The organism is Achromobacter xylosoxidans A8 (assembly GCF_000165835.1).
Taxonomy (GTDB): Bacteria; Pseudomonadota; Gammaproteobacteria; order Burkholderiales; family Burkholderiaceae_B; genus Achromobacter; species Achromobacter xylosoxidans_B.
Window position 1 is genome coordinate 1,182,118 of record NC_014640.1, and the last position, 14,580, is coordinate 1,196,697.

At 62.5% G+C, this 14,580-nt stretch carries 15 protein-coding genes; 10 read left to right on the forward strand and 5 right to left on the reverse strand.

Annotated elements, in window-relative coordinates; translation table 11 throughout:
* Positions 1-1,518 (forward strand): conjugal transfer protein TraG N-terminal domain-containing protein, encoded by a 1,518-nt coding sequence (locus AXYL_RS05545; protein WP_013391811.1) that lies wholly within the window; start codon positions 1-3, stop codon positions 1,516-1,518.
* A 15-nt stretch (positions 1,519-1,533) separates the two neighbouring features.
* On the opposite strand, the gene AXYL_RS05550 is transcribed toward AXYL_RS05545, so the two are convergent.
* Genes AXYL_RS05550 through AXYL_RS05560 form a run of 3 tightly spaced genes read right to left on the reverse strand, consistent with a single transcriptional unit; the run spans position 1,534 to position 2,713 of the window.
* Positions 1,534-1,911: a DUF3742 family protein gene (locus tag AXYL_RS05550; protein WP_013391812.1), complete on the reverse strand. Its 378-nt coding sequence runs from the start codon at positions 1,909-1,911 to the stop codon at positions 1,534-1,536.
* 26 nt (positions 1,912-1,937) lie between these two features.
* A complete protein-coding gene (locus tag AXYL_RS05555) occupies positions 1,938-2,396 on the reverse strand; it encodes a type II toxin-antitoxin system YhaV family toxin (RefSeq protein WP_013391813.1) in 459 nt (152 codons plus the stop codon).
* Positions 2,396-2,713: a type II toxin-antitoxin system PrlF family antitoxin gene (locus AXYL_RS05560; RefSeq protein WP_013391814.1), complete on the reverse strand. Its 318-nt coding sequence runs from the start codon at positions 2,711-2,713 to the stop codon at positions 2,396-2,398. The genes AXYL_RS05555 and AXYL_RS05560 overlap by 1 nt, the downstream gene beginning before the upstream one ends.
* A 299-nt stretch (positions 2,714-3,012) precedes the next feature.
* On the opposite strand from AXYL_RS05560, the gene mobH reads away from it, so the two are divergent.
* From mobH to AXYL_RS34260, 3 genes are read left to right on the forward strand one after another with little or no spacing between them, the layout of a single operon-like run.
* Entirely contained in the window at positions 3,013-4,890 is a 1,878-nt protein-coding gene (mobH, locus tag AXYL_RS05565; protein ID WP_013391815.1) for a MobH family relaxase, read from the forward strand.
* Entirely contained in the window at positions 4,887-5,111 is a 225-nt protein-coding gene (locus tag AXYL_RS05570) for a hypothetical protein (protein WP_034012201.1), read from the forward strand. The genes mobH and AXYL_RS05570 overlap by 4 nt, the downstream gene beginning before the upstream one ends.
* A 33-nt stretch (positions 5,112-5,144) precedes the next feature.
* On the forward strand, positions 5,145-5,402 hold the full coding sequence (locus tag AXYL_RS34260) for a heavy-metal-associated domain-containing protein (protein ID WP_013391817.1): 258 nt from the start codon (positions 5,145-5,147) through the stop codon (positions 5,400-5,402).
* On the opposite strand, the gene AXYL_RS05575 is transcribed toward AXYL_RS34260, so the two are convergent.
* Both AXYL_RS05575 and AXYL_RS05580 read right to left on the reverse strand, forming a co-directional pair.
* Complete coding sequence (locus tag AXYL_RS05575) at positions 5,362-6,798, reverse strand: heavy metal sensor histidine kinase (RefSeq protein ID WP_013391818.1); 1,437 nt, start codon at positions 6,796-6,798, stop codon at positions 5,362-5,364. The two genes, AXYL_RS34260 and AXYL_RS05575, sit on opposite strands and share 41 nt — an antisense overlap.
* Positions 6,770-7,462 (reverse strand): heavy metal response regulator transcription factor, encoded by a 693-nt coding sequence (locus AXYL_RS05580; RefSeq protein ID WP_003097513.1) that lies wholly within the window; start codon positions 7,460-7,462, stop codon positions 6,770-6,772. Before AXYL_RS05580 ends, AXYL_RS05575 begins: the two co-directional genes overlap by 29 nt.
* A gap of 253 nt (positions 7,463-7,715) precedes the next feature.
* Here AXYL_RS05580 and AXYL_RS05585 point away from each other — a divergent pair, with 253 nt between their 5' ends.
* The 6 genes from AXYL_RS05585 (at position 7,716) to copC (ending at position 14,577) form a co-directional block, all read left to right on the forward strand.
* Complete coding sequence (locus AXYL_RS05585) at positions 7,716-9,620, forward strand: copper resistance system multicopper oxidase (RefSeq protein ID WP_013391820.1); 1,905 nt, start codon at positions 7,716-7,718, stop codon at positions 9,618-9,620.
* Between the two features lie 25 nt (positions 9,621-9,645).
* Positions 9,646-10,626 (forward strand): copper resistance protein B, encoded by a 981-nt coding sequence (locus tag AXYL_RS05590; protein WP_013391821.1) that lies wholly within the window; start codon positions 9,646-9,648, stop codon positions 10,624-10,626.
* 37 nt (positions 10,627-10,663) lie between these two features.
* Positions 10,664-11,149: a DUF411 domain-containing protein gene (locus tag AXYL_RS05595; RefSeq protein WP_013391822.1), complete on the forward strand. Its 486-nt coding sequence runs from the start codon at positions 10,664-10,666 to the stop codon at positions 11,147-11,149.
* A 33-nt stretch (positions 11,150-11,182) separates the two neighbouring features.
* The gene (locus tag AXYL_RS05600; protein ID WP_013391823.1) at positions 11,183-11,455 is read left to right on the forward strand and encodes a DUF2933 domain-containing protein; all 273 of its coding nucleotides are present in this window, start codon (positions 11,183-11,185) and stop codon (positions 11,453-11,455) included.
* A gap of 287 nt (positions 11,456-11,742) precedes the next feature.
* The gene (locus AXYL_RS05605) at positions 11,743-14,049 is read left to right on the forward strand and encodes a heavy metal translocating P-type ATPase (RefSeq protein ID WP_013391824.1); all 2,307 of its coding nucleotides are present in this window, start codon (positions 11,743-11,745) and stop codon (positions 14,047-14,049) included.
* Positions 14,050-14,190: 141 nt separating this feature from the next.
* The gene (gene copC, locus AXYL_RS05610; protein WP_008063308.1) at positions 14,191-14,577 is read left to right on the forward strand and encodes a copper homeostasis periplasmic binding protein CopC; all 387 of its coding nucleotides are present in this window, start codon (positions 14,191-14,193) and stop codon (positions 14,575-14,577) included.
* Positions 14,578-14,580: the final 3 nt, after the last annotated feature.

Below are 14,580 nucleotides of genomic sequence, written 5' to 3' on the forward strand. Positions count from 1 at the left end.
ATGACGCTTTTCACGACCGACTACCTGGAGTACTACCTCACACTCGTTTCCTGGATCGTCAACAACGGCATCTGGGCGGCCCTCGTATCCAGCGGGGTATTCGCGCTGCCTTTCGTCGCCATCGTCGTGCAGGAGTGGTTGAAAGCTCGTGCTGAAGGCGCCGACGAGGGCAATAAAGGCGTGCTGAGCGCCGCCCGCATCGAGAACCGGGTCTTCGTCGCCATCGTGGTGGTGATGTTCGCCGGCATTCCGTTCATCGACGTGGACCTAAACACCATCCAGTACGACAGCTCGCGCTCGGCCCAGTGCCAGGTCAGCGTGGCGCAGCCCGCGGATACCGGCTGGTCGCAGTCCTTCAGCACCATCAACAACCAGTCGGCGAAGGTGCCGGTGTGGTGGGCGTTCATGCACGCGCTCTCGCGCGCCGTCACGGGCGCTTCGGTGGCGGCAATCCCGTGCGGCACGGACCTGCGGCAGATGCGCATGGAGATCGACGCCACGCGCATCGATGATCCGGTGCTGGCTCAGGAAGTAGCGGATTTCTCTCGGGATTGCTATGGGCCTGCACGGGCCAAATTGTTCATGCAGCGCCCTCAACTTGATGAGCAGCAGATGCACGACGTGACCTGGATCGGATCGCGGTTCTTCACCGACACGAACGGGTACTACGACACGTATCGCTCCAGCACGCCGCGCGATGACTGGCCCTATGACAGCAACCGCGACGCTGGGCTGGCCCAGGTATCCAGTGGCGGTGGCTACCCGACCTGCAGGCAATGGTGGGCTGATGGCAGCAATGGCCTGCGGGCACGGCTGCTGGGACAGGTGGACCCGAGCCTGCTCAATCGCCTGGCGGGCTGGGCTGGCTTCCTGAGCCGGGCCGAGGTGGACAATTCGGTGATCCGCGCGATCGCGTCACCGCGGCAGCAGAAGCTGAACCAAGGCAGCGTCTATACCGACTACGGCGGCCAGATCGACAAGACCTTGCCAAACATCGTGACGCGGGCTACGGGAGACGTTGGAATGGCAGTTGGCGCGATTGCCTCGTTTCCCGCGATGGACGTCGTGCGGCAGGCGCTGCCGATGGTGCTCGCCTTGCTCAAGATGGCATTGGTAATCTGCATCCCGCTCGTGCTGGTCGTGGGCACCTATGACTTGAAGACGGTCGTCACGGTCAGCGTCGTGCAGTTCGCGCTGTTCTTCACGGATTTCTGGTTTCAGCTTGCGCGCTGGATCGATTCGACGATCCTGGACGCACTTTATGGCTGGGGGTTCGGCTGGAACCGGCCGCACACCAACTTCGACCCGCTGGTGGGGCTGAACAACGCCTTCGGCGACATGCTCCTGATGTTCGTCACAGGCACGATGTTTCTGGTCCTGCCGACGTTTTGGGTCGCTGCTTTGGGGTGGGTCGGAGTTAAGGCTGGGGTGATTGCTCAGAACCTTGCTGTCGGCTCCAAGGAAGCGCGTGATAGCGCCGGGTCAGGTGTAAACAAGGTAGCCGGCAAGGTTCTGTGACAAACAGGCCAAACCTCAGTCATCGAACGGATCGTTCGGGTCGTGAGGGTCGAGCCGCTGGCCATTGGAAGAATACAGGCCAAAGCCCGCCTCGCCATTGCGCAATTCATCCTGTTGCGTCCAGCGGTCTTCATCTCTAGCCGAATTGCCAGCCATCCATACCGCCGCAACGCCCAGCAGTAGCAACACCGCCAGCCAGAAGGTGGTGTACAGCAGCACCCCGAGCGCAACCAGCTTGACCACCCACACGAGCGCGGTGGCACCGGCCGCCGCCCCCCCCTTTGACACCAACCAGCTCGATGCCCGGCGTTCGCCGCGCACGTAGGCACGCCATCCGCGACCCAAGGTGCGGCCGAGTCGTTCTGCGGTACGGATGCGTGTCGTGGTGTTCATGGTCGTCTCCTGCTATTGAGCGATGCCTATTCCAGTTTGCTCCAATCCTGCTTGCTTGCCTGTATCAGCGCATGCCAGTCGTCTGGTGGGTTCCCGCGCCCGAGCATCTTCTCGAACACGACATACGGGTCCGATTTGCTACCCGAAGACCGCAGGGTCTGTTCATCGTTGACCCAGGCGTACACGATGACCTTCGCCTTCGAGTCATACCGGAAGAACAGCCGGAACCGCCGTCCGATCTTGGCCCTTCGCCAGTGGCGGTGGGCAGGTCCCAAGGTGTTGCCCTGGCGGTACTCGTCGCGTGCCGGATCGCCTGGCACCACATCCAAGATCAACTGGCTCAAGGCCCGGAAGAGCTTGACGTTGGCATTGGACTCGAAGCCCGTCGGGTCGTTCTCCTGCGCGCGCCTCGCGGTCGCATGCAGTTTCTGCAACTGCTCGATCACGCAGTCGTGGAAGAGCAGCGTCCAGCCATGCCGTTGCATCAGAGTTCCACTTTCCCGTCGATCTCCTCGTCCAGGTCCAGACCGTGGCCAGCATGCTCCAGCATGGCGCGGGCCAGATCCTCGGGCAGGCCCTGGACGTTCCGGCCAGCTTCGATGTCGCGGGCCAGCAGGCTCAGGAATGCGCCGATGGCGGGGTCCTCATGCTCGGCATCGACGCGGGTGACGACGACTTCGCTGCCCCGCAGATCGAACGCGAGCTTGCCACCGGCATCGACGCCGAGCGCCTGCCGGATGGGCTTGGGCAGCGTGATCTGGCCTTTGGAGGTCAGCGTGGCAACTTCGTGGATGGCAGGCATGGCGGCTCTCCTGATTGCGATACCCGCATGGTAAGGAAATTTCCTTACTTTGTCAACGTGAAGCCTCACGGCGTTCTCCGAGTCCAAGAATCGGCCCATCGTAGGGCGTGAACAGCCAGCCTTCCTGCATCAATCCGGCCCTGCTGCAACCCGCATTGGCGGTGGACGGTCAGCACCCGTCGCCCTATACCCAAAGGCTGTAAAGGGTCGAAATGGCAAGGGAATGGGGTGCAAGGGGAAAGGCTCTATCCCGAAAAGGCAAAAAGGCCTCCCCGCTCGGCCCGCGACAGGACACCCGCATGCTCTCTCTGTTCCAGCGAAAACGGCCCGCGGTTGCTGCTGCTCCGACGCCACCATCGGTCACCGACCTCCCGAAAGGGTTGATGCGGCCCGAGTCGGCCGCATCGCTGCTGGCCACCCCGCGCCGGCAGAAGCTGCTGGAGCACATCTGGCAGCGCACGTCGCTCTCACGTAAGCAGTTCGCCACCTTGTACCGGGCGCCACTGGAACGCTACGCCGAGCTGGTCCAGGCTTTCCCGGCTTCCGAGGCGCATCATCACGCTTACCCCGGCGGCATGCTGGACCATGGCCTGGAAATCGTCGCCTACAGTCTGAAGCTGCGGCAGTCCCATCTGCTTCCCATCGGCGCAAGCCCCGAGGACCAGGCTGCGCAGGCTGAGGCCTGGACTGCTGCAGTCGCCTATGCCGCGTTGTTGCACGACATCGGCAAGATCGCCGTCGATCTGCACGTCGAACTGGCCGATGGCTCGCTGTGGCACCCGTGGTACGGTCCGCTGCACCAGCCGTACCGCTTCCGCTACCGCGACGATCGCGAATACCACCTGCACAGCGCGGCGACGGGCTTGCTCTACCGCCAACTGTTGGACACCCAACTCCTGGACTGGCTCAGTGGCTATCCCGACCTGTGGGGACCGCTGCTCTACGTCCTGGCCGGCCAGTACGAGCACGCCGGTGTGCTGGGCGAACTGGTCGTGCAGGCCGACCGCGCTTCCGTGGCCCAGGAACTGGGCGGCGATCCGGCGCGCGCCATGGCCGCTCCCAAGCACGCGCTGCAACGCAAGCTGCTCGACGGGCTGCGCTACCTGCTCAAGGAACAGTTGAAGCTGAACCAGCCGGAAGCCTCCGATGGCTGGCTCACCGAGGACGCGCTGTGGCTGGTGAGCAAGACGGTATCGGACAAACTGCGTGCGCACCTGCTGTCCCAAGGCGTTGACGGCATTCCTGCGAACAACACCGCGGTGTTCAACGTCCTCCAGGATCACGGCATGTTGCAGCCGACGCCCGACGGCAAGGCGATCTGGCGCGCGACCGTGACCAGTTCCACCGGCTGGTGTCACTCGTTCACGCTGTTGCGCCTCGGGCCCGCGCTGATCTGGGAGCCAAGCGAGAGGCCGGCGCTGTTCGCCGGCACAGTGGCGATCGACGCGGCGGCCACGGACAAAGGGCCCGATGTGTCAGCCACTACTCCGCCGGCCGGAGCGCAGTCAGCCTCGGAGGGCCAAGAGGTTCCGCCATGGGAGGGAGGTAACCCCTCTCGTCCAGCGAAAGGTGAACCGCTGCCCGACGCCATGGAAGACATGCTTTCGATGGTGGGCATGGTGAATTCACCCGCAACCCGGCAGGACGCTGAAGCACCTTCGGAGCCGGTGTCTGCCGCGCGTACTGAAGCGACGACCTTGACCGCACCTCAGCGTTCGTCCCCAGCGCCCAAGCCCACGACAGCGCCATCCGGAGAGCACTTCATGGCGTGGCTGAAACAAGGCATCGCTTCCCGCCGGCTCATCATCAACGACGCGAAAGCGCTCGTGCATACCGCGAGCGGCACCGCCTACCTGGTCAGCCCCGGCGTATTCCAGCGCTATGCGCAGGAGCGTCCGCAAGTCAGCGCGCTGGCCAAGCAGGAGAGCCAGCAAGACTGGCAGTGGATACAAAAGCGCTTCGAGAGGCTGCAGCTGCATCGCAAGCAACCGAACGGCCTGAACATCTGGACCTGTGAAGTAACCGGGCCTAGAAAATCCCGCCGTCTGCATGGATACCTTCTGGAAGATCCGAGCCTGCTTTTCTCGGAAACGCCTCCGAGCAATCCCTATCTATCCCTGTTGGGTGAGACCAGACACTGCGAACAGACTTCAGGAAAGCAAGGGGCGTCAACATGACCTCCTCAATTTCGCCGGGGCAGTCTATTGCCGCCAAAGCGCACCTTTATTCAGACAGAGCCAAAGGCCCGATGAGCGCAGCGATGATGGAACAAGGCAGCGCCTCTCCCGTCTCTGGGCTGCACTACGCCGGCAAGAAGCATAAGGTCATCGCTCCCGACCGGGAGATTGTCTTCGAGTTCTCGCAGGACTGTCTGGACTCGGGCCGATTCGCTCCTTGACACCACAAATACAGCTAACAGGAAAGAGCATTCATGAAGTCGATCAACGTTGAAGTCGGAGGGCTTGTATCGAGCCTGAGCGGTGAGGGAGTGCGCCGCAAGCTGCTGTATCTTCACGGCGTCCATAATGCGGATGCCAACTATGTTGCGGGAAGCGCAACGATTCATCTCGACGAGCGATGCCTCAGGGTCAAGGATCTGCGCCATTGCATCTCCGAATGCGGCTATCCGGCACCGAAGCTCACCCGGACTACTGCCGCAGATGGGGCAGTGCCAAGTCAAATCTTGTGACAAGCTCGCTGGAGGTCACGGCAACAGAACCACCATGCGCCTCCGCAATCGATTTCACGATGGCAAGGCCAAGACCGGCGCCCGCCGTATTTCGTTGCCGTGCCGGATCAACTCGGTAGAATCGATTGAAGAGCTTTGGTAGATCGGGCTCAGGAATTTTCTCACCGGGATTGACCACACTGATCGTTGTCCACTGCTCATCCTGCGAGAGCAAGACCGTGATGCTCTTCCCGCGAGGAGTGTGTCGAATTGCGTTCGAGAGAAGATTGTTCAGCGCCCGGGTGAGCATTTCCCGATCCGCCGCTATGCTGCCGATCGCCCCTTTAACGCCAAGCGTAATGCCGCTATCTTCTGCCAGCGCCTCGAAATAGTCGAACAGACTCCGCACCAATTCGGACAGATCAATTGTAGACAAGCGCAAGTTGCGGGGATCATTTTCCGTTTGGGCAAGAAACAGCATGTCTCCAATCATGCGTCCCATCCGATCAAACTCTTCCAAATTTGAATAGAGGATTTCTCTGTATTCCTCGTTGCTGCGCGGCTGGCCAAGCGCTACGTGAGTCTGCGTGACCAGGTTGGTGACGGGCGTGCGCAACTCGTGCGCTATGTCTGCGGAAAAGTGTGATAGCCGGGTGAAGCCTTCCTCGATTCTCGCCAACATATCGTTGAAGGCAAATACCAGTTCCGCCAGTTCGATCGGCACATCCCGAGGATCCAACCTCACATCCAGCTTTGAAGAGCGAATCGCCCGAATCTCTTCATTGACCTTGCGAATCGGCAGATGGCCCCACTGCACCGCCAGCCAAGCCACACCGAGCGCCAGACACATGACCAAGCCGGTTGCCCACCAAAGCATGCGCTTGAACTCCGCCAGGAAGTCGAGATGAAAGCCGATGTCCATGGCGGCGACGATGCGGTAGCCGGACGCCGCTGAATCGTCAGCAGGCAGTTGTACCACCACACCTCGATATGACCTCTGATCCTCGTGCCACACGATCAAATCGTCAGCGGTGATGCGGTTCACCAACTTTTTGTTACTGTCAAGTTTCGACAGGTCAGGACCGGGCGTGGCATAGATGCTATTGCCAGACCCATCGTAGACGCCGTACGTCATCCCATGATGTCCTGCGACTGCGTTGGCCAAGTGTTGCTTCAGTTCGTCGCTTGCGATGTCACTTGCAAGCTGGTGCAAGGGCTGAGCCAAAGCGGCTGTCACTGCCTCCAGTTCGTGGGCATCCTGTTGAGCAAAGTGGTGCTCCAACGACCGGAGAATGACCCAGTTGAACACAAGAAACACCAAGGTCGTGGCGATACCAACCAGGGCCGTGACCCTCAATGCAAGCGACGCTGGACGGCTTTGCCGCGGCTTATGGCGCAGGGGCATCATCGGGCGCATCGAGCGTGTATCCCATTCCACGCACGGTGTGGATGAGCTTCGGATTGAACGCATCGTCTATCTTCGCGCGTAGGCGGCGGATGGCTACATCGATGACGTTGCTGTCGCTGTCGAAATTCATGTCCCATACCTGCGACGCGATCAGAGAACGTGGAAGGACTTCCCCCTGGCGACGGGCCAGGAGCTCAAGCAACGCGAACTCCTTGCTGGTGAGATTGATGCGTTGGCCAGCGCGCGTTGCACGTCGGCGCGCCAAGTCCAGTACCAAATCGGCAACCTGGATGCGATCAGGCTGGCTCGGAGCGCTTCCGCGTCGCAGCAGCGTCCGCACCCGCGCCAGCAACTCAGAGAAGGCGAATGGCTTGACGAGGTAGTCGTCCGCTCCCAGTTCCAATCCCTTGACACGGTCGTCCACACCGCCACGCGCCGTCAGAAAGAGTACAGGGACCTGTTTACCGGCATCTCGAAGGGCACGCACGATGCGCCAGCCATCGACATCCGGCAGCATGACATCCAAGACCACCAGATCGTATGTCTCGCCCATGGCCAGGTGGTGTCCGTCCAATCCGTTGCGCGCCAGATCCACTACGAATCCCGCCTCCATGAGACCTTGGCGGACGTAATCCGCCGTCTTGTTCTCGTCTTCAACGACCAGCAGTTTCATCGCATGTCCCATGAAATCGCTGCGGCGCAGAAAAATAGCCGCTCACGATGTACGCATTCATCCACTTCAATCAGCAATTTACTGGTTGCCAGCTTCCACGAACATGACACGAACATTACATGAATGTAATTCAAGGGTCATTCGGTGGAAAGTGCCCAACCCATAGCATGACCTGCATTGCGTCGAACTGTGCCGCTCAGGATGGGGTGGCGTTTAGAACGACTTCCGAGTCATCTATGGAGGATTTCAGGCCATGCCGCCTCGTTCACCCTTTTTTATCGTGCCCCCACAGGGCCTTTCTCGTCGGCGTTTCGTCCAAGGGTTAGCCGCCGGCGGCGTTCTCGCTGGGCTGTCCACGCCGGCGTTCAAGGCATTTGCCCAGCAAGGCTCCGCGACGCGCGGTGCCGCCCCTGTGCTAAAAGGCACCGAGTTCGACTTGGTGATCGCCGAATCGCCCGTGAACTTCACGGGCAAGCCAGGCGTGGCTACGACCATCAACGGCTCGCTGCCGGCACCGACATTGCGTTGGCGCGAGGGTGACACCGTCACAATCCGTGTGACCAACAAGCTGCGTGAAGCCACATCCATCCACTGGCACGGGATCATCCTGCCGTATCAGATGGATGGCGTGCCGGGCATTAGCTTCAAAGGCATCGCTCCCGGCGAGACCTTCACGTACCGCTTCAAGGTTCAGCAAAGCGGCTCCTACTGGTACCACTCGCACTCCGGCTTCCAGGAACTCACGGGCATGTACGGGGCGATCATCATCGACCCCGCTGGCGCCGAGACCATCCGCGCCGACCGTGACCACGTGCTGCTGTTCTCGGATTGGACCGACGAAGACCCGATGCGGGTGTTCACCAAGCTCAAGTCCCAAAGCGACTACTACAACTACAACCAACCTACCGTCTTCGACTTCTTCCGGGACGCCTCGCGCGACGGCATGGCCGCTGCGATCGACAAGCGCAAGATGTGGAACGAGATGCGGATGAATCCGACGGATCTCGCCGATCTGTCCGCCGCCACGCTGACCTATCTGGCCAACGGCGTCACCCCCGCCGGCAATTGGACGGCGTTGTTCCGACCGGGGGAGCGCGTGCGGCTGCGCATGGTCAACGGTGCGGGCAACACCTTCTACGACGTACGCATTCCCGGACTGAAACTCACGGTGGTGCACGTCGATGGTGTTGACGTGGAGCCGGTGACGGTCGATGAGTTCCGATTCGGTCCGGGCGAAACCGTCGATGTGATCGTCCAGCCACGGGATGACGCTTACACGATCTTCGCCCAGGCGATGGACCGGACAGGCTACGCGCGTGCCACGCTGGCCGTGCGTGAAGGTCTTCAAGCTCCCGTGCCTGCCCTCGATCCGGTCGAATGGCTGACCATGAACGACATGATGGGCGGCATGATGGGGGGCATGGACCATGGCGGGTCCGGCCAGGCCATGGAGATGACCGGGATGACGGGCATGACGGGCATGACGGGCATGACCGGGATGACCGGGATGACCGGGATGGGCTCGGGTTCGATGTCCGGGATGGATCATGGGGCGATGGCTGGCATGAACCACGGTGGCATGGCGATGGATCACAGCCAACACGCCGCGGCTGCGGGGGGACTGGCCGTGCCCAGCACTACTGCCCGCCACGCTCGCACCGAGTATGGTGCCAGCACGGACATGCGCGTTGACATGGCGCGCACCAACCTCGATGACCCCGGCATTGGACTGCGCAACAACGGTCGGCGCGTGTTGACCCTCGCGGATCTGCATACCCCGTCGGGGCCGCTGGACAAGAGAGGCCCTGGCCGGGAGGTCGAATTGCACCTCACGGGCAACATGGAACGCTACGCATGGTCCCTGGACGGGCTGGAGTTCGGAAAGTCCACGCCGGTGCACTTCAAACACGGCGAGCGGCTGCGGGTCATTCTGCACAACGACACCATGATGACCCATCCCATGCACCTGCACGGCATGTGGAGCGAGCTGGAAAGCCCCGACGGTCGCTTCCTTGCGCGCCGCCACACCCTGCCGGTGCAGCCGGCACAACGCATCAGCTTCCTGGTGACAGCCGACGCGCTCGGCCGCTGGGCGTGGCACTGCCACCTGATGTTCCACATGGATGCCGGCATGTTCCGCGAAGTCGTGGTGTCTTGAACCCAGCGCACAAGGAAGACCAAGAATGTCCAAAGCACTCCCCACTCGCGCACTGGCCACGACGCTACTGGCCCTGGTAAGCGTCGCCGCACAGGCACAAGCACAGAACGACCATGCTGCGCACGGCCAGGCCGACTCTCAAACGGCCGCGCCATCCACTCAGACCGTGGCTCCTGCCGCCGACCCGCACGCGGGTCACGCGGCGTCGGCGAGCGGCTCGACCGCGGCCCCGGCCATGGATCACGGCAACATGCAGATGCAGGGCGGGTCGGCGCCTCCTGACGCCCGCGATCCGCATGGCTACTCCAATGGCCTGACATTGGGATCGGGCGACTACGCCGTACCCGGTGTGCCGCGGCTGATGCTGGCCGACGAACACAGGTTCTTCTCGTTGCGCGGCGAAACCCTGGAACGCCGCTTCACGCGCAAAGGGGACGATTCCACGGCCTACGACCTCCAGGCGTGGTATGGGACGACCTACAACAAGGCCGTCGTGAAGGCCGAAGGCGATATCGCCAAAGGAAAGCTCGAAGAATCGCGTACCGAGCTTCTCTGGGGGCACGCCGTCGCACCGTACTGGGACACCCAGCTCGGCATTCGGGTGGATAACGGCGAAGGCCCGAGCCGTCAATGGTTGGCTTTCGGCATCCAGGGCCTCGCCCCCTACTGGTTCGAGCTGGAGGCGACGGGCTACGTGGGAAGTGGCGGACGTACGGCGCTGCGTGTCGAAGGCAGCTACGAGCTGCTGCTGACCCAGCGACTGATTCTGGAGCCTCGCGCCGAGTTGCAGTTCTATGGCAAGGACGACCCGGAACGCGGTATCGGCAAGGGCTTGGCCGAAGCGTCTGCTGGCTTGCGCCTGCGCTATGAATTCAGTCGCCAGTTCGCCCCCTATATCGGCGTGGAACGGGCGGGCAGCTTCGGACGCACCGCGGACTATGTGCGTGCCGAAGGCGGCCGCGCGCAGCAGACGCGCTGGGTGGCTGGCGTGCGATTCTGGTTCTAGAACCTAGCGGGTTTGATCATCTGATGAGAGGCAATCTATGAACATGCACTACGACAGAAGCCAGGGCAAAGTGCCGAGACGCCAGGCATTGATCGCTGGCTTGTTGGTGATGGCACTCGCAGGACCGAGCCTGGCGCAGAGCCGACCGATTGCCAAGGTCTGGAAGGACCCGAGCTGCGGATGCTGCAAGGACTGGGTCTCACACCTGCAAGGCGCAGGCTTCGATGTGCAGGTTCTCGACACCGGGAACACGGCAGCGCGCACGCGGCTGGGCATCCCGCAGAAGTACGGTTCGTGCCACACGGCGCAGATCGGCAGCTATGCCATCGAGGGTCATGTGCCTGCCTCGGACATTCAACGCTTGCTGCGCGAAGCCCCGCAGGCCATCGGCCTTGCGGCGCCCGGCATGCCGGTCGGTTCGCCCGGCATGGATGGTCCGGCCTATGGTGGACGCAAGGACGCCTACGACGTGCTGCTGATCGGGAAAAACGGTAGCAGCACGGTCTATCAGTCGCATCGCTGACCATCCATCAACCCTTCTCCGTGGAGATATGCCATGCAGCATCAGCACACACATACCCCCAGCGATCGTCCCCGGTTCTGGCGATCGCGCTACGGCGTGGCGTTCCTCATCATCGCCGCTGTCGCCGCGTATTTCCTGCTCAAGGAGCACACGGCACATGTTGCCGGCTATCTCCCCTTCCTGCTGCTGGCGGCTTGTCCGCTGATGCACCTGTTCATGCACCGTGGTCACGGCCACGGCGGACACGATCATGCCGCGCGTCAGGGTGAGGAAGGTGCCGCAGCCTCCAAGGAGCAGAAGCAATGAGTCGAGGCACTCGCACCGTGCGAGCACGCGACGCCGCGCTTGTCTCCTTGCGCGCGTGCGGCCTGCTGCGATCACCAGACACCAACGGTTAACGGCGGAGGGCACTTGTCACTATGAATTCACCCAGCAAGTCTTCAGGACATGAGCACGCAGGCATGGCGGCGGGTGCCACAACGTCCGGCACGCATACCCACCACCATCACGCCAGCCATGCTGGAAGTGACGATGCGGGCGGGCCCTCAAGCCACTCGCAGCCCGATGCCTCGACACGAGATCCGGTGTGTGGGATGGCGGTCACGGCGGCGTCGGAGCACCGCTCCACGCACTTGGGGAACACGTACCTGTTTTGCAGCACCGGATGCAAGGCCAAATTCGACGCCGATCCGGCGCGATATGCCAGCGGTGGCGCGGGCATAGGCACAGGCAGCGGCCATGCACCGCATCACCATGCCAGCACCGCGATTTCACCGGCCCCGGCGGCATCGCCAACCGCACCCGGAACAATCTACACCTGCCCGATGCACCCGGAGATCCGCCAGGATCATCCGGGAATCTGCCCCAAGTGCGGGATGACGCTGGAGCCTCTGCTGCCCGACCTCGACGACGACAACCCGGAGTTGCGTGACTTCTCGCGTCGCTTCTGGTGGACCTTGCCGTTGACGCTCGTGGTCCTGGCGCTGGCGATGCTGGGCGAGCGGCTACACCTGATGGACATGGCTACACAGAGCTGGGTCGAGTTGGTGCTGTCGTTGCCGATCGTGCTGTGGGCCGGCTGGCCCTTCTTCTCCCGCGGCTGGCTGTCCGTGGTCAACCGCAGCCCGAACATGTGGACACTGATCGGCCTGGGAACGGGTGCGGCATTCATCTACAGCGTCGTGGCAACCGTTGCGCCGGAAGTGTTTCCAGCTTCCTTCATGTCCATGGGACGGGTCGGCGTGTATTTCGAGGCCGCCGCCGTCATCATCTCGCTGACACTGCTCGGCCAGGTGCTGGAACTCAAGGCGCGCTCCCAGACTTCGGCGGCCATCAAGTCGCTGCTGGGGCTGGCGCCCAAGACCGCGCGGCGCATCAATGCGGACGGCAGCGAGGAAGACGTGCCGCTCAGCCATGTGCACGTCGGCGATCTGCTGCGCATCCGACCCGGCGAGAAGGTGCCGGTGGATGGCATCGTGCACGAGGGCAGCAGCTCGATTGACGAATCCATGCTGACCGGCGAACCGCTGCCCGTAAGCAAGCGCGCGGGCGACAAGGTCATCGGGGCCACACTCAACACCAGCGGCGCGCTGGTCATGCGTTCGGAGCGGATCGGCTCGGACACCGTTCTGTCGCAGATCGTCCAGATGGTCGCCCAGGCGCAGCGTTCCAAGGCGCCGATGCAACGCATGGCCGATGTCGTTGCCGGCTACTTCGTGATGGCCGTCGTTGCCATTGCGGTCACGACGCTCTTTGTATGGGGATTCTTCGGGCCGCAGCCCACCTGGGTCTATGGACTCATCAATGCGGTGGCCGTTCTGATCATCGCCTGCCCGTGCGCGCTGGGTCTGGCCACGCCGATGTCGATCATGGTCGCAACGGGCCGTGGCGCCACGCAGGGCGTGCTATTCCGCGATGCCGCGGCGATCGAGAATCTTCGCAAGGTCGATACCCTCGTCATCGACAAGACAGGAACCCTGACCGAAGGCCGACCTGCTTTCGATCAGGTCGTCGCAGCACCCGGCTTTACGAACGATGAGGTGCTGCGTCTTGCGGCCAGCCTGGACCAGGGCAGTGAACACCCCCTGGCCGACGCCATCGTGCAGGCCGCGCGTGCCCAGGGCCTCCAACTCGTGAAGCCTCAGAGCTTTGAATCGGGAACCGGCATCGGCGTGCGCGGAAAGGTTGAGCACCGGCAACTCGCGTTGGGCAACACAGTGCTGATGGAACAGTCTGGCGTATCGGTGGAACCGCTCGTACCCCAGGCCGAAGCTCTGCGCGGCGAAGGGGCAAGCGTCATGTACTTGGCTGTGGACGGGCAGCTCGCGGGCTTGCTCGCCGTATCCGATCCGGTCAAGGGCAGCACCCCCGAGGCCCTGGCCGCGTTGAAGGCTGCGGGCCTGCGGGTCATCATGGCCACCGGGGACGGGCAGACCACCGCCAAAGCCGTCGGTGCACGCCTAGGCATCGACGAGGTGCATGGTGAGGTCAAGCCGGCGGACAAGCTCATGTTGATCGAGCGGCTGCAGAAAGAAGGACGCATCGTCGCCATGGCCGGAGACGGCATCAACGACGCGCCGGCCTTGGCGAAGGCAGACGTGGGCATCGCCATGGGAACGGGGACCGACGTGGCGATGAACAGCGCCCAGGTCACGCTGGTCAAGGGCGACCTGCGTGGCATCGCTGTCGCTCGCACGCTCTCGGTGAGTACCGTGCGCAACATGAAGCAGAACCTCATGTTCGCCTTCCTCTACAACGCGCTGGGCATCCCCATCGCCGCCGGGGTTCTCTATCCCCTCACGGGCTGGCTGCTGTCGCCGCTGATCGCAGCATTGGCGATGAGCCTGAGTTCGGCGTCGGTCGTTGGCAACGCCTTGCGCCTGAGAGCGAGCCGACTGTGACCGGATTTTCTTTCTGAACCTACAGGAGCCTGCTATCGCCCAGCGAACCGTTTCTTTCGTTCCACGCCGTTGCGAAGGTGCAAGCCTTATCTCGGCACTTCGTTCTTAAACCACTCCTCACACATCAAGGTAGAAATCTCTATGACCCGTTCACATTTCATCGCCAAGCTCGTCGCGCCGATCGCTGCTGGTCTGTTCGCCACCGCCGCATTCGCGCATCCTTCGCTGGTGTCTTCAACGCCAGCCGACAAGTCGCAGGTTTCCGCGCCAGCCACCATCGAGCTGAAGTTCTCCGAAACGCTGGTGCCGCAGTTCTCCGCCGCGAGCCTTGTCATGACTGGCATGCCGGGAATGGCGAGCCATGGCCCGATGAAGATCAACGCCAGCGTCGCGGGTGCCGGCGACGGCAAGACCATGGTCATCACGCCAGCACAGGCGCTCCAGCCCGGCGACTATCGCGTCGAATGGCGTGCCGTCTCCTCGGACACGCATCCGATCACGGGTAACGTCACCTTCAAGGTGAAGTAAGCC

What these genes read in the sequence shown, in the direction of transcription:
- AXYL_RS05545 (WP_013391811.1), top strand. Translation starts at nt 1, where the DNA reads ATGACGCTTTTCACGACCGACTACCTGGAGTACTACCTCACACTCGTT.
- AXYL_RS05550 (WP_013391812.1), bottom strand. Translation starts at nt 1,911, where the DNA reads ATGAACACCACGACACGCATCCGTACCGCAGAACGACTCGGCCGCACC.
- AXYL_RS05555 (WP_013391813.1), bottom strand. Translation starts at nt 2,396, where the DNA reads ATGCAACGGCATGGCTGGACGCTGCTCTTCCACGACTGCGTGATCGAG.
- AXYL_RS05560 (WP_013391814.1), bottom strand. Translation starts at nt 2,713, where the DNA reads ATGCCTGCCATCCACGAAGTTGCCACGCTGACCTCCAAAGGCCAGATC.
- mobH (WP_013391815.1), top strand. Translation starts at nt 3,013, where the DNA reads ATGCTCTCTCTGTTCCAGCGAAAACGGCCCGCGGTTGCTGCTGCTCCG.
- AXYL_RS05570 (WP_034012201.1), top strand. Translation starts at nt 4,887, where the DNA reads ATGACCTCCTCAATTTCGCCGGGGCAGTCTATTGCCGCCAAAGCGCAC.
- AXYL_RS34260 (WP_013391817.1), top strand. Translation starts at nt 5,145, where the DNA reads ATGAAGTCGATCAACGTTGAAGTCGGAGGGCTTGTATCGAGCCTGAGC.
- AXYL_RS05575 (WP_013391818.1), bottom strand. Translation starts at nt 6,798, where the DNA reads ATGCGCCCGATGATGCCCCTGCGCCATAAGCCGCGGCAAAGCCGTCCA.
- AXYL_RS05580 (WP_003097513.1), bottom strand. Translation starts at nt 7,462, where the DNA reads ATGAAACTGCTGGTCGTTGAAGACGAGAACAAGACGGCGGATTACGTC.
- AXYL_RS05585 (WP_013391820.1), top strand. Translation starts at nt 7,716, where the DNA reads ATGCCGCCTCGTTCACCCTTTTTTATCGTGCCCCCACAGGGCCTTTCT.
- AXYL_RS05590 (WP_013391821.1), top strand. Translation starts at nt 9,646, where the DNA reads ATGTCCAAAGCACTCCCCACTCGCGCACTGGCCACGACGCTACTGGCC.
- AXYL_RS05595 (WP_013391822.1), top strand. Translation starts at nt 10,664, where the DNA reads ATGAACATGCACTACGACAGAAGCCAGGGCAAAGTGCCGAGACGCCAG.
- AXYL_RS05600 (WP_013391823.1), top strand. Translation starts at nt 11,183, where the DNA reads ATGCAGCATCAGCACACACATACCCCCAGCGATCGTCCCCGGTTCTGG.
- AXYL_RS05605 (WP_013391824.1), top strand. Translation starts at nt 11,743, where the DNA reads ATGGCGGTCACGGCGGCGTCGGAGCACCGCTCCACGCACTTGGGGAAC.
- copC (WP_008063308.1), top strand. Translation starts at nt 14,191, where the DNA reads ATGACCCGTTCACATTTCATCGCCAAGCTCGTCGCGCCGATCGCTGCT.